This window comes from Providencia sp. 2024EL-00732 (genome assembly GCF_044006275.1).
In the GTDB taxonomy this organism is placed as follows: Bacteria; Pseudomonadota; Gammaproteobacteria; order Enterobacterales; family Enterobacteriaceae; genus Providencia; species Providencia huashanensis.
Map to the genome: position 1 here is coordinate 71,255 of NZ_JBIPDG010000003.1, position 14,214 is coordinate 85,468.

The 14,214-nt window shown below is 41.0% G+C and carries 11 protein-coding genes; 3 read left to right on the top strand and 8 right to left on the bottom strand.

Going from position 1 to position 14,214, the window contains the following annotated elements; genetic code table 11:
• Positions 1-2: 2 nt before the first annotated feature.
• The 8 genes from ftsL to leuO all read right to left on the bottom strand — a co-directional run bounded on the left by ftsL (position 3) and on the right by leuO (position 9,236).
• Complete coding sequence (ftsL, locus tag ACHB7C_RS07100; RefSeq protein WP_048607944.1) at positions 3-323, bottom strand: cell division protein FtsL; 321 nt, start codon at positions 321-323, stop codon at positions 3-5.
• Positions 323-1,276, bottom strand: a complete 954-nt coding sequence (gene rsmH, locus ACHB7C_RS07105) for a 16S rRNA (cytosine(1402)-N(4))-methyltransferase RsmH (RefSeq protein WP_129466226.1) — start codon at positions 1,274-1,276, stop codon at positions 323-325. Before rsmH ends, ftsL begins: the two co-directional genes overlap by 1 nt.
• 2 nt (positions 1,277-1,278) lie before the next feature.
• Complete coding sequence (gene mraZ, locus ACHB7C_RS07110) at positions 1,279-1,737, bottom strand: division/cell wall cluster transcriptional repressor MraZ (RefSeq protein WP_042845126.1); 459 nt, start codon at positions 1,735-1,737, stop codon at positions 1,279-1,281.
• 697 nt (positions 1,738-2,434) lie between these two features.
• Positions 2,435-3,445: a catabolite repressor/activator gene (gene cra, locus ACHB7C_RS07115; protein WP_042845417.1), complete on the bottom strand. Its 1,011-nt coding sequence runs from the start codon at positions 3,443-3,445 to the stop codon at positions 2,435-2,437.
• An 84-nt stretch (positions 3,446-3,529) separates the two neighbouring features.
• Positions 3,530-4,021: an acetolactate synthase small subunit gene (gene ilvN, locus ACHB7C_RS07120; RefSeq protein WP_042845128.1), complete on the bottom strand. Its 492-nt coding sequence runs from the start codon at positions 4,019-4,021 to the stop codon at positions 3,530-3,532.
• A 2-nt stretch (positions 4,022-4,023) separates the two neighbouring features.
• A complete protein-coding gene (gene ilvI, locus ACHB7C_RS07125) occupies positions 4,024-5,751 on the bottom strand; it encodes an acetolactate synthase 3 large subunit (protein ID WP_042845418.1) in 1,728 nt (575 codons plus the stop codon).
• Between the two features lie 341 nt (positions 5,752-6,092).
• Positions 6,093-7,925, bottom strand: coding sequence for a long-chain fatty acid--CoA ligase (locus tag ACHB7C_RS07130; RefSeq protein WP_080750874.1), 1,833 nt, complete (start codon positions 7,923-7,925; stop codon positions 6,093-6,095).
• Positions 7,926-8,267: 342 nt separating this feature from the next.
• Positions 8,268-9,236, bottom strand: coding sequence for a transcriptional regulator LeuO (gene leuO, locus ACHB7C_RS07135; RefSeq protein WP_042845131.1), 969 nt, complete (start codon positions 9,234-9,236; stop codon positions 8,268-8,270).
• A gap of 901 nt (positions 9,237-10,137) precedes the next feature.
• Between leuO and leuA the strand changes: the two genes are divergently transcribed.
• From leuA to leuC, 3 genes are read left to right on the top strand one after another with little or no spacing between them, the layout of a single operon-like run.
• Positions 10,138-11,715, top strand: coding sequence for a 2-isopropylmalate synthase (gene leuA / locus ACHB7C_RS07140; RefSeq protein WP_042845133.1), 1,578 nt, complete (start codon positions 10,138-10,140; stop codon positions 11,713-11,715).
• 2 nt (positions 11,716-11,717) lie between these two features.
• Positions 11,718-12,806, top strand: a complete 1,089-nt coding sequence (gene leuB, locus ACHB7C_RS07145) for a 3-isopropylmalate dehydrogenase (protein ID WP_048607947.1) — start codon at positions 11,718-11,720, stop codon at positions 12,804-12,806.
• A gap of 1 nt (position 12,807) precedes the next feature.
• Positions 12,808-14,211 (top strand): 3-isopropylmalate dehydratase large subunit, encoded by a 1,404-nt coding sequence (leuC, locus tag ACHB7C_RS07150; protein ID WP_395346877.1) that lies wholly within the window; start codon positions 12,808-12,810, stop codon positions 14,209-14,211.
• The last annotated feature ends 3 nt before the right edge of the window (positions 14,212-14,214 follow it).

A 14,214-nucleotide genomic window follows, 5' to 3' on the forward strand; every position in this document is an offset into this window, starting at 1 on the left:
TTTTATTGTTTAGAAACAATAATTTTTTCTTGTGATGGTTCAACTTGTACCATCTGTAATTTATCAATAGACAAACGTTCTATCCGGCTATGGCTCGCTAATGCATTTTCCTCAAGGATCAGATTGCGCCATTCAATATCTAGCGAGTCTTTCTCTTCGTAGAGCCTGTCTTTCGCAGCAGTTAACAAACGTGTCTCATGTGCCGTGGTCACCACAAATATTGCACTAACAATAATTGCAGCTAATAAAATCAAAGGAACAACGCCATAACGGAATAAATCGCGCCCAATCACGCGTGCTAGGCTGTGCCTTTCAGGAACCATTATTGCCCCGCCTTTTCTGCAAAACGCAGCACAGAGCTACGTGCGCGTGGATTTTCGTTTATTTCCCTATCTGAAGGCTTCATTTTCCCTAAGTCGCGCAATTTCGCAGCACCGAGTTCCTTTATTTGACTCTCCGTGAGGGGTATCCCCGCAGGTACAGTAGGCCCTTTGCTATTTTTGCGAATGAATCGTTTAACTAGCCTATCTTCCAAAGAGTGGAAACTAATTACAGATAAACGCCCATTTGGAGCAAGTACATTCATCGCCCCCTCTAATGCCTGTTCAATTTCTTCCAATTCGCTATTGATATAAATACGAATCGCTTGAAAACTGCGGGTTGCTGGGTGCTTATGTCGGTCTTTCATTGGACTAACTTTGGCAATTAATTCAGCAAGGTGCCGCGTACGAGTTAATGGCTCTTCTTCTGGATTGTGATTACGTTCAACGATCGCCCTTGCGATACGCTTAGCAAAACGCTCTTCACCAAATGTTTTAAGTACCCAAGCAATGTCATCTACCTCAGCGTTCATCAGCCATTGTTGTGCTGACTGGCCTTTCGTTGGGTCCATTCTCATGTCTAATGGCCCATCACGCATGAAGGAAAACCCCCTTTCTGGGTCATCTAATTGCGGCGAAGAAACACCTAAATCCAACAAGACCCCATCAACTTTACCCACTAAACCTTCTTCTTCTACGTAGGCTGCTATATCAGAAAACGGCCCATGTTTAATCATAAAACGAGGGTCATCAATACTTTGTGCTGCTTTTATGGCTTCTGGGTCACGGTCAATGGCTATCAATCGACCATGTTCACCCAGTTGGCTTAAAACCAGACGGGAGTGCCCACCGCGACCAAATGTGCCGTCGATGTATACCCCATTAGGCTGAATATTTAAGCCATTAACGGCTTCATCCAATAATACTGTTACGTGCTTAAATTGCTGTTGCGTCATTGTTATAGTGACAAATCCTGTAAGCGGGCTGAAAGTGGTTCATTGGTAAGGCGTTCAGCGGCAATATCGTCATCCACTTGCTGATACCAAGTTTGTTCATCCCAAAGTTCAAATTTATTAATCTGGCCAACCAACATGACCTCTTTGGTTAGCCCTGCGTGTTGACGCAATGTACTAGCTAACAAAAGACGCCCCGCATTGTCCATTTGGCATTCACTTGCATGGCCAAGCAAAAGCCTTTGTACGCGCCGTTCTGCAATGTTCATGGTCGATAACCGAGAAAGTTTTTCTTCGATGATCTCCCATTCGGGTAAGGTATAAAGCAGCAGGCATGGCTGGTGAAGGTCAATGGTACAAACCATTTGCCCTTTTGATTCCTCGTTCAGCATTCCTCGATAACGAGTAGGCACGGTTAAACGCCCTTTGCTGTCGAGATTAACCAGTGTTGCCCCACGAAACATACCCGATTAAACCCCTTTTATTTCCAAGCCACCCACTTTACCCCACAATTCACCACATATAAAGTTTACGAATGGTATGAAAACCTTGTCAAGCCAGTCAGATTGAGCTTTAGCTTTATTTACAGAACAATTCAGAAAAAATAATGGCGGGTAAAATCTTACTGGGAAAGAAAATAAGAAATAACAGATTGATATAATTGACATATTTTATAGAACACAGTCTAAATAAACTAAATTATGATAATTTGACTAAAAATCAAACAATTTGTTATAAGTCTGACCTATGTTTTATTTTTAATCCGTGCATCTCTCACCAATTTTTTGGGTTTACTTGGTCTTAAAACAACCACTAATATATAATCACAGCAAAAACACCCCTGTAAAAAAATAAAACCATTATATTTCAACCCAATAAATAACTGTTTTAATAAACAGTATTAATTAATAGAAGATTTACAAACTAATTTTTTATAAAACAGTCAGACTCGAATTCTCACTCTAATCCGCTAATTTAGCTTTCACTGTTAAATGGTTAATAAATATTTTAAGATAATTCCTAAAGTTAAATATTTACCTATTTTTGCATATAAAAAAAAGCCCCTACTGTGTAGGGGCCGTTATCTTACTCATTTTTGTGATTAACATCACTCATTATCGCATAAATAATTAACTGTTCGGCTAAAGTTAAAGCGAGTAATTATTGCTTACGACCTAAACTTCCACGACGACATAAATCACGACGAATACGGGTGACACCCGGTTCCGGTTTTTGTTTTTCATCTAGGCTGGCTAATACCAACTCTAAGATACGTTCTGCTATGTCTCTATGACGCTGAGCTAGGGAAAGCACAGGGCACCCCAGAAAATCTAACAGTTCGTTATCACCAAAGGTGGCAATGACCATGTGTTCCGGTAAACGACCGCTGCGTTTAAGCGCAATATCAAGTACCCCTTGTAGCAAGGAGAATGACGTCGTGAACAACGCATCAGGCATTTCATTACCACTATCAAGCCAGTGGGCAAAAACTTCCGCTGCTGAATCCCGTTCATAGCTATTTGCATATAAATAATCAACTTGGCGAGGGTCTTCGTTCCATGCTTTACGAAAACCTTGCTCACGCAAATAGCTGACAGATAACTCAGGTAATGCCCCTAAATACAATACCGATTCAGCTTTAAACTTACGCAATTCTGCTGAAATCATGAAAGCATCTTCTTGGTCATCCCCTACTACGCTAATAAAGTGCTCTTTTTCAAGGGCTCTATCGAGTGCAATAATAGGTAAAGAACGGTTTGCCCAGCGCTGGTAAAACGGGTGCTCTGGGGGTAATGCCGTTGAAACAATAATGGCATCAACTTGCCGTTGCAGAAGGTGTTCAACGCAGCGGATTTCGTTGTCTGGTTGGTCTTCTGAGCACGCAATGAGTAATTGGTAACCACGCTGACGTGCCTGCCTTTCAAGGTAGTTCGCTATACGGGTATAGCTGGTATTTTCCAGATCAGGGATCACTAACCCTATAGAACGGGTACGACCTGCACGTAAACCCGCCGCGACTGCATTTGGATGGTAATTGTGCTCTCTGACGACTGCCATCACTTTTTCTACAGTTTTATCGCTGACTCGATACTGCTTGGCCTTGCCGTTGATCACATAACTAGCCGTTGTGCGGGAAACACCCGCTAGACGGGCTATCTCATCCAGTTTCACGTTAACCTCTTTACAATTTTGGGAATAGCTCCGAGTCATTCGGAGCCTTAAACGCGAGTATTCTACCTTTGGAAGATAAATTTTTCATCGCATAATTTTATCACCACGTGAAACACCGACGATCCCTGAGCGCACAACTTCAACAATTTCAGCAACACCGCGTACAGATTCGATAAAAGCATCGAGTTTTTCGCTTGTTCCCGCTAGCTGAACGGTATAAAGCGTTGGAGTCACATCTACGATTTGCCCACGGAAAATATCAGCACAACGTTTCACTTCATCACGCCCATAACCGGAAGCTTGTAGCTTCACTAACATGACCTCGCGTTCAATATGTGCTGACGCTGTTAGCTCACTGACACGCAAAACATCAACCAGTTTATGCAATTGCTTTTCTATTTGCTCAAGCACCTTTGCATCACCTTTAGTTTGGATGGTCATCCGTGACAAGGTTGGGTCATCCGTTGGTGCGACGGTTAGGCTTTCAATATTATAACCACGTTGAGAAAACAGACCTATGACGCGGGACAAAGCACCTGATTCATTTTCTAATAAAACGGATAAAATACGACGCATGATCAGGTCCTCTCTGTTTTGCTCAACCACATTTCATCCATTGCCCCACCACGGATTTGCATTGGATAGACGTGCTCAGTTTCATCAATATTAATATCAACAAATACTAACCGTTGATTTTCGTTCACCTCAACGAGGGCTTGTTGCAACTTGGTTTCAAGTTCATCAGGTGAGGAGATTGAAATCCCCACATGACCATAAGCCTCTGCTAACTTAATAAAGTCAGGTAATGATTCCATATAAGATTGTGAATGGCGACCTTGGTAAATCATGTCCTGCCATTGTTTCACCATACCTAAGAAACCGTTATTTAAATTAAGTACGACAACTGGCAAACCATATTGCAGCGCGGTTGAAAGCTCTTGAATATTCATTTGGATGCTGCCATCGCCAGTCACACAAATAACCGTTGATTTAGGGTGTGCTAATTTCACCCCTAATGCAGCTGGCAAACCAAACCCCATCGTGCCTAAGCCACCTGAGTTAATCCAATGACGTGGTTTATCAAAAGGGTAATATAATGCAGCAAACATTTGATGTTGCCCTACATCAGACGTGACATAGGCTTCCCCATTCGTTAAACGATAGATCATTTCAATCGCCTGCTGGGGCTTAACTTTTGTTGAGTTAGTTTCATAACGCAAACATTGTTTAGTACGCCATTGCGCTATATCTTTCCACCAATCTTTGAGCGCTTGGCTGTCTTGTTGTGATGATGTTTGCTCTAACTGACCCAGCATTTGTTTTAGTGTTAATTTGGCATCTCCGACAATAGGAATGTCCGCATTAACCGTTTTTGAGATAGACGTTGGGTCAACATCAATTTGAATGACCGTCGCGTTTGGACAATATTTTTCTAAATTGTTGGTTGTACGGTCATCAAAGCGCACACCAACTGCAAAAATAACATCCGAGTTATGCATAACCTTATTGGCTTCATAGGTACCATGCATACCTAGCATACCAACAGACTGCTGGTGAGTTTCAGGGAAAGCCCCTAACCCCATTAGTGTGGATACTACCGGCAATTGCAGTTTCTCAGCCAGTTCAATAATTTCTGCGGAGCAATTTGCATTGATGGCACCCCCACCAATATAAAAAACCGGTTTTTTTGCTGCGACTAGCTTAGATAGCGCTTTTTTTATTTGGCCTTTATGCCCTTGCAACGTTGGGTTATAAGAACGCAAAGAGACACTGTCTGGATAACGGTAAGCAAATTTTAAAGCCGGATTAACGGTATCTTTTGGAAAATCAATGACCACCGGACCCGGACGACCGCTAGCTGCAATATAAAAAGCTTTTTTGATTGTTTCAGGGATCTCTTGTGCATCTTTAATTAAAAAGCTGTGTTTAACTATTGGACGAGAAATCCCAACCATATCGCATTCTTGGAAAGCATCATTGCCAATTAGCGAACTAGCAACCTGCCCTGATAACACGACCATCGGAACAGAGTCCATATATGCTGTCGCTATCCCTGTGATTGCATTCGTTGCACCAGGACCCGATGTCACAAGCACCACGCCGACATCCCCTGTTGAACGAGCGTAACCATCTGCCATATGCACCGCAGCCTGTTCATGACGCACTAAAATATGTTCTACCCCACCAACAGTGTGAAGTGCGTCATAAATATCTAATACTGCACCGCCTGGATAACCAAACACGTGCTTTACTCCTTGGTCAATCAATGATTTGACGACCATTTCAGCTCCCGACAACATCTCCATGAGTTTGCCCCCAGACATTATTTGCAAGTTAAGAGGTATCAATTACCCCTTTATTTTTATCATTAAAATAGGTGAATTAGTGCTATTAACATATCGCTCCGGCTGAAACGAAGCAAACATCATTTTCAGCACCAAGTACATTAAACTTTCAGATAATCTTGAACATCAGTCGTTGGTAGGTAGATTGACTATATATGAAAAAAATAGGAGGTTGAATGACTAGTTTAGCTAAAAAAACAGTGGAATTTCCCTTCGCATTGTCAGTTGCAAAAATCACAAGGTTCATAAACAAAAAAGCCACCCAAGTAAGTTAGCTTGAATGGCTTTAGTTTCTATATCTATTATTCTTTATACATAGTTTCAATTTCTAATTGGTAGCGCTCAGAAATAATTTTACGGCGCAACTTCAATGTGGGGGTTAATTCCCCTTGTTCCATCGTAAAAGTAGTCGGTAATAAGGTAAAACGTTTAACTTGATGAAAATGTTCTACATTCTTTTGTAAGTCTTTTAAGCGGGACTCAAACAACGCCACAATTTTTGAGTCTTTTAAGAGCTCTAAACGGTCACGATATTTCAAATTAATTGAATTAGCGTACTCTTCCAAACTGTCATAGCAAGGTACGATCAGCGCAGAAACAAATTTACGTGCATCAGCAATAACGGCTATATGTTCAATAAATTTGTCTTGCCCTAAAACGCCTTCAATCATTTGTGGAGCAATATACTTACCGTTAGACGTTTTCATTAAATCTTTCAGTCTATCTGTAATATAGAGGTTACCGTGGGCATCGATTTTCCCTGCATCCCCAGTTTTTAACCAACCATCAGATGTAAAAGTGTCTAAGGTCTCTATTGGCCGATTATAGTAGCCTTTCATGACGACAGGGCCTTTGACTTGAATTTCGTCATCTTTACCAATACGTACAGAGACTGCTGATAATGGTGTGCCAATAGACCCTAACGGGTATTTACCTTCTTCCCAGCAAGATACCGTGGCACAGGTTTCTGACATGCCGTATCCATATTTGATATCGACACCTGCTGAAAGAAAAAAGGCAATCACGTCATCATCTAGACGAGCACCTGCTGCTGGCATAAAGCGAATTCGCCCACCTAAACCAGCACGAATTTTACTCAATACTAGTTTATCTGCGAGAGGGAAAAGACCCCGGTTAAACAATGAAGGCTGGCGACCTTTTGCTATGGCATTGACGCGGCTTTTACCTAGCGAAATTGCCCAGTTAAATAACCCCCTGCGTAACCACGGTTGTTTAGCCGCTTTACTTTGTACCGCGCTATACACTTTTTCATAGAAACGCGGTACCGCACACATGACGGTTGGTTTAACATCGGCGAGAGCTTCACGTACATTGTTGGTATCGGTTAGATAAACATTTAAAGCCCCCACGTGCATCACATAAAAGCTCCAAGCACGCTCAAACACATGGGAAAGCGGCAAGAAGCTCAAAGAAATATCATCCGCTGTTAATTTTAGCCGTTGGTCATGAAGGTACAATTGCGCCGCCATGTTGTAGTAGTCCAACATGACCCCCTTCGGCTCACCAGTGGTCCCTGATGTATAGATTATCGTAAATAAATCACTAAGATTATGCGCCGCAATACGGGCATCTAACTCAGTTTGAAATTCAGGCTTAGCTTGAGACATAAATGCCGACAAATGCATCGTTTCTACGGAGCTACCGATCAGCTCCACGCTCTCATTCATCACGACAATCATTTTTAACTGTGGACAAAGTGCTGGTAGCTGGCAAGCGACCTGATATTGAACGTCTTCCCCAACAAAAAGAATGTTGATATTTGCATCATTAACAATATAGGCTGCTTGCTCAACGCTACTGGTTGCATAAAGTGGAACGGTGACCGCCCTAATTTGCAAAGCCGCAAAGTCAACAAGCGACCAGTCCATACTGTTATGAGCAAAGAGACCAATATTACCTTGCGTTGCAACTTGTAACGCCAAAAGGCGGCGAGAAATCGCAGAAGTGCGTTCACCAACCTCACTCCATGTTAACGAGCTTTGTTGCCCGCAATCCCATTGACTGAAAGCTATCCGGTTCGCTGACTCTTGTGCATTAATTCTGCTACGTAAGCGATTAACCAAGTGGTATGGATATAGATTTTCAGTAATCAAAGTTAATTTCCTATCGGCCATTATCAATATAAGTTGCTCGGTTTGCTCACAAGCACTTAGCTATCTTACAATTTCAGCTTACAACTGTTAGCTGAATATTCGAAGTGTATCGACTAAAGGGAAGCGTGGAAAGCATTTATATGTAAATTTTTTGCAAATGTTATATGCACTACAAAACTCATCATAGTTCTCACTATAATGAGTTAGTTATGCTGTTGTAGTGCCTATTCTGTTTTATAGGTAGTTTTTAGAAGGGAGATTAATCGTGCTTGTTAATACCCTTTAGCTGCATTGGCCTCACCCTGACAACTGACTGAAAACCATTACGTCTGTTCCTCTAGCTTTAGTTAACGCCCAAAATAATTATGCCGCTGCCGCCTGCTCAGTTAGCCCTGCAATCATTTGGTTGAATTGAGACTTCATCCATTGGTGGCCTTTATCCCTTGCCGTTGACTCGTGCCACGTTAAATAACAAGGGCGTGTGTTATTTTCCCACGGTAATGTTAGTGAACGTAATTTGAATTGACCTGAGTAATGTTCAACCAACCATTTTGGTGCAAATGCCACTAAATCAGTTTGAGCAACAATATTAAGCACGCTGTTTAAATCAGTTCCTTGATAACTCACGTTGTCAGATAATTCAGTATTATAATAATAAGGCTTACTGAATGAGCCAATATTATCCATAGCAACAATAGCATGACGCTCATTGTTTATTTCAATAGCAGAAATAGTATTTCCAATACGAGGGTGATGGTTTGATGCAACTAATACTAATTCATCATCAAATAAAATTTGTTGTTGATATTCGGGTTTTTCGAATTGACTATAGCCAAGGAAAAAATCTATTTCTTGATATTTTAATTGATGAGCAATGTTGTTATCCATAAATGAATGAATAAAAATATTAATATTAGGTGATACTATTTTAAATTTCGCGACAATAATTGCAGCTAAGCGAATATCTAATGGAGAACAAATAGACAAATTAAACATTCGTTCGCTATCTTGTGGGTCAAACCCTGCGCCAGGTAATTCATTATGTACTAACTGCAACGCTTGCCTAACGGGGCCAAACAACTGTTTAGCACGAGATGTTGGTTGAATACCCCGACCATACCGAACAAACAGCTCATCATTAAACATGGATTTTAAACGAGAAACCGCATTACTTACAGCGGGTTGAGACATCCCTAAAACTTGAGCCGCTTTTGTCACGTTTTGCATCTGCATGACAACATCAAAAACCGTTAATAAGTTTAAATCAACATTACGCAAATGAATATCACCATTGTCTTTTTTGGCTGTTAAAATCGTATCAAAATCAGTCATTTTTTACTCCACTAAATATATTTATCATTTTTCATTAATGAAAAGGCTCATTCATCGAGAAAAAACCGACGAATATATAAATTCATTAAATATTATGTTTAAAACAACTTATAGATAATAAGTCATTTCGCTTTCCCTGCATTTATTAAAACGACGTTTATATTATTTTACCCATTAATTAGATTCACAGTATAAATATCATTATTAAAACGTAAATATTCACTAAAGTAATGAATGATGGTTACTTATTAAGCGAACAATCACTCTCAGTAAAAATAATAAAACAATTTGTGAAAGAAATCATAATAAATCGTGTGTGAATTCAAGAAATATTCGCATTATCAGATTATTTTTTAATTATATATTTATTAGATAATTAATTTAATTGAAAACCATCAGTGAACATGATTCATTTCCCTCTTTTAATCCATCACCCACATACAAAAACAAAGAAATAGTTAAAAAACAATAGATTACATGAATCAATCCGCACAACCATTTCACCAAAAGAATTTTACCCTTATTTCAGCCAGTAAATATAGGTAAAAACGTCATATAAATTATAAAATTTAGTCACAACCCCTAGTTTTTAGAGGTAATTCATGATTGGTAAAAATATGTGAAAAATCTAAGATTGACATTAACCATGAGATCACGTATCAATAAATACAGTTAATTAAGCAACACAAGAGAGACAGTTTAAAATGATGTTTTCTATCCGCCTACTAAGCCTACTACTACTCGCATTAAACTTGCGCGGTATGCTTATGGACGGAAAATAGCAAGACACTGTCCACAAACATTAAGAACCCGCGCAACCCGCGGGTTTTTTTATGCCTGCGGCTTTAAAAGAACATAACGATTGGTTTAATAAAATAAAATTCGAGATGAGGAACACAATATGAGCAACCAAGTTATTATTTTCGACACCACCTTACGGGACGGTGAGCAGGCATTGCAGGCAAGTTTGTCAGTCAAAGAAAAATTACAAATTGCCTTCGCCTTAGAGCGTTTAGGTGTTGATGTTATTGAAGCGGGTTTCCCTGTCTCCTCTCCAGGTGATTTCGAGTCAGTCCAAACCATCGCTCGTGAAATTAAAAATAGCCGAATCTGTGCATTAGCACGTTGTATTGAAAATGACATTGATGTTGCAGCCGAGTCATTAAAGGTTGCCGAAGCCTTTCGTATCCATATTTTCTTAGCCACCTCCAATTTGCATATGGAGAAAAAATTAAATAAATCCTTTGATGGCGTAATGGATATGGCAATCAATTCCATCAAGCGCGCTAGACGCTATACCGATGACGTTGAATTCTCCTGTGAAGATGCGGGCCGTACTGACCCTGACAATTTATGTCGCATTGTAGAAACGGCTATTAATGCAGGTGCAACGACAATCAATATCCCAGATACTGTCGGTTACACAACGCCTTACCAGTTTGGCGGCATTATCACTGATTTGTATAACCGTGTGCCCAATATCGACAAAGCCGTAATTTCTGTTCATTGCCATGATGATTTAGGGATGTCCGTTGCTAACTCAATCAGTGCTGTGCAAGCCGGTGCCCGCCAAGTTGAAGGGACTATCAATGGCTTAGGCGAGCGTGCTGGCAACACAGCATTAGAAGAAGTGATTATGGCAATTAAATTGCGCGAACAAATGTTAAATGTGCATACCAATATTAATCACAAAGAAATTTACCGTACCAGCCAATTAGTTAGCCAATTATGTAATACGCCAATCCCAGCCAATAAAGCGGTTGTAGGTAGCAACGCATTTGCTCACTCATCAGGAATTCACCAAGACGGTGTCTTGAAAAACCGTGAAACCTACGAAATTATGACGCCAGAGTCTATCGGCTTAAAAGAACAACAATTGAATTTAACCTCGCGTTCAGGCCGTGCTGCCGTTAAACACCGTATGGAAGAAATGGGGTATCACGAAGGTAAAGACTTCAAATTGGATGAATTATATACTGCATTTTTGAATTTAGCCGATAAGAAAGGTCAAGTCTTTGACTATGACTTAGAAGCCTTAGCTTTCTTTACGAAACAACAAGATGAAACTGACCACTTCGTGATGGACTATTTCAGTACACAATCAGGCTCTAGCATTGTCGCAACAGCAACAGTCAAAATGCAGTGTGGCGATGAAGTGAAGTCTGAAGCGGCAACCGGCAATGGCCCCGTTGATGCCATCTACCAAGCCATCAGCAACATCACGAAATTCCCTATGAAATTAGTATCTTACCAGTTATCAGCTAAAGGCCACGGTGAAAATGCATTAGGCCAAGTGGATATCGTGGTTGAATGCCATAACCGTAAGTTCCACGGCATGGGGTTAGCGACAGATATCGTCGAATCTTCAGCGAAAGCCATGGTGCATGTGTTGAATAGCATTTGGCGTTCAGAACAAGTCGAAATAGAAAAACAAAAAATAAACCAAGAATCACAATCAAACACAAAGGAAGCTGTTTAACAATGTCTAGTTATAAAATTGCCGTATTACCGGGTGATGGCATCGGTCCTGAAGTTATGGCGCAAGCACACAAAGTTTTAGATGCCATTAGCAAACGCTTTGCTATCACTATTAATACTAAAGAGTATGACGTTGGTGGTGCGGCTATCGATAAACACGGAGAACCTTTACCACAAGCAACAGTACAAGGCTGCGAAGAAGCAGATGCGGTGTTATTTGGCTCTGTCGGTGGACCAAAATGGGAGCATTTACCACCCGATAGCCAACCTGAACGCGGTGCGTTATTACCTTTACGTAAACATTTTAAATTATTCAGCAACTTACGCCCTGCCCGTTTATATCAGGCACTGGAAGCATTCTGCCCTTTACGTGCTGATATCGCAGCCCAAGGTTTCGATATCCTTTGTGTCCGTGAATTAACAGGTGGTATTTACTTCGGTCAACCAAAGGGCCGTAAAGGTGAAGGCAGCGAAGAATATGCATTTGATACCGAGGTGTATCACCGCTATGAGATTGAGCGTATCGCACGTATTGCATTTGAATCAGCTCGTAAGCGAAATAAAAAAGTGACCTCTATTGATAAAGCTAACGTGTTACAAAGTTCAGTGTTATGGCGTGAAGTCGTTAATCAAATTGCAAAAGAATACCCAGATATTGAAATCAGCCATATGTATATCGATAACGCGGCAATGCAAATGATTAAAGCACCTTCACAATTTGATGTGGTGTTATGTTCTAACTTATTTGGCGACATTATTTCTGATGAATGCGCCATGATCACTGGTTCTATGGGTATGTTACCTTCTGCAAGTTTGAATGAATCTGGGTTTGGTTTGTATGAACCTGCTGGCGGCTCTGCCCCCGATATTGCAGGGAAAAATATCGCAAACCCAATTGCTCAGATCCTATCAGCCTCTATGCTGTTAAGATTTAGCTTAGACCAAGCTGACGCTGCAGATGCTATTGAGCGTGCAGTCAATAAAGCCTTAGAAGAAGGCTATAGAACATCAGATTTAGCTGGTACAGGTAAATCAATCAGTACCAGTGAAATGGGCGATACCATTGCTCGTTATATTGCAGAAGGGGTGTAACATGGCTAAGACTTTATATCAAAAATTATATGACGCGCACGTTATTCGGGAAGTCGAAAATGAAACCCCGTTAATTTATATCGACCGCCATCTGGTACATGAAGTGACTTCTCCTCAAGCTTTTGATGGGTTAAGAACTAAAAACCGCCCGTTACATCAGCCGAGTAAGACCTTTGCTACTATGGATCATAACGTTTCGACACAAACAAAAGATATCAATGCTTGTGGCGATATGGCTCGCATCCAAATGCAAGAATTAATGAAAAACTGCCAAGAGTTTGGTGTGACTTTATATGATTTAAATCACCCATATCAAGGTATTGTCCATGTGATGGGCCCTGAGCAAGGGATCACCCTGCCTGGAATGACAATTGTCTGCGGTGACTCCCATACGGCAACACATGGAGCATTTGGTGCGTTAGCTTTTGGGATTGGAACTTCTGAAGTTGAACACGTTATGGCAACGCAAACGCTGAAACAAGCGCGTGCCAAAACCATGAAAATCGAAGTTGTCGGTAAAGCCCCAGCAGGGATTACAGCAAAAGACATCGTATTAGCTATCATTGGGACGACGGGTAGCGCAGGTGGTACAGGCTATATTGTTGAATTTTGTGGTGAAGCCATCGAAAATTTAAGCATGGAAGGCCGTATGACGGTGTGCAACATGGCTATCGAATTAGGTGCTAAAGCTGGGATCATCGCACCAGATGAAACCACCTTCAATTATATAAAAGGGCGCCAGTTTGCACCTAAAGGCCAACAATGGGATGACGCAGTCGAATATTGGAAAACGTTGAAAACAGATGATGATGCTAAATTTGATAAGGTCGTCACTATTCAAGCGAGTAGCATCGCACCACAAGTTACTTGGGGAACCAACCCAGGGCAAGTTATTGCTATCAATCAGCCTATCCCTGCACCTGAGTCATTTGCAGACCCAGTTGAACGCGCATCTGCAGAAAAAGCGTTGGCTTATATGGGGTTACAATCAGGCATTAAATTATCAGATGTAAAAATTGATAAAGTGTTTATTGGCTCATGTACCAACTCACGGATTGAAGATTTACGGGCAGCGGCTGCAATTGCTAAAGGTAAAAAAGTCGCAGACGGTGTTCAAGCGATTGTGGTTCCGGGTTCTGGTCCTGTTAAGGCACAAGCTGAACAAGAAGGTTTAGATAAAATTTTTATTGATGCCGGTTTTGAATGGCGCTTACCGGGCTGTTCAATGTGTTTAGCCATGAATAATGACCGTTTAAATCCAGGTGAACGCTGTGCATCAACCAGTAACCGTAACTTTGAAGGTCGCCAAGGTCGTGCTGGTCGTACACATTTAGTTAGCCCAGCGATGGCTGCTACCGCAGCGATTAATGGCCATTTTGCTGACGTTCGCGACATTCAAATTTAAGGG

Coding starts and splice junctions, on each gene's coding strand:
- ftsL (WP_048607944.1), bottom strand. CDS start 323: ATGGTTCCTGAAAGGCACAGCCTAGCACGCGTGATTGGGCGCGATTTA.
- rsmH (WP_129466226.1), bottom strand. CDS start 1,276: ATGACGCAACAGCAATTTAAGCACGTAACAGTATTATTGGATGAAGCC.
- mraZ (WP_042845126.1), bottom strand. CDS start 1,737: ATGTTTCGTGGGGCAACACTGGTTAATCTCGACAGCAAAGGGCGTTTA.
- ilvN (WP_042845128.1), bottom strand. CDS start 4,021: ATGCGTCGTATTTTATCCGTTTTATTAGAAAATGAATCAGGTGCTTTG.
- ilvI (WP_042845418.1), bottom strand. CDS start 5,751: ATGGAGATGTTGTCGGGAGCTGAAATGGTCGTCAAATCATTGATTGAC.
- ACHB7C_RS07130 (WP_080750874.1), bottom strand. CDS start 7,925: ATGGCCGATAGGAAATTAACTTTGATTACTGAAAATCTATATCCATAC.
- leuO (WP_042845131.1), bottom strand. CDS start 9,236: ATGACTGATTTTGATACGATTTTAACAGCCAAAAAAGACAATGGTGAT.
- leuA (WP_042845133.1), top strand. CDS start 10,138: ATGAGCAACCAAGTTATTATTTTCGACACCACCTTACGGGACGGTGAG.
- leuB (WP_048607947.1), top strand. CDS start 11,718: ATGTCTAGTTATAAAATTGCCGTATTACCGGGTGATGGCATCGGTCCT.
- leuC (WP_395346877.1), top strand. CDS start 12,808: ATGGCTAAGACTTTATATCAAAAATTATATGACGCGCACGTTATTCGG.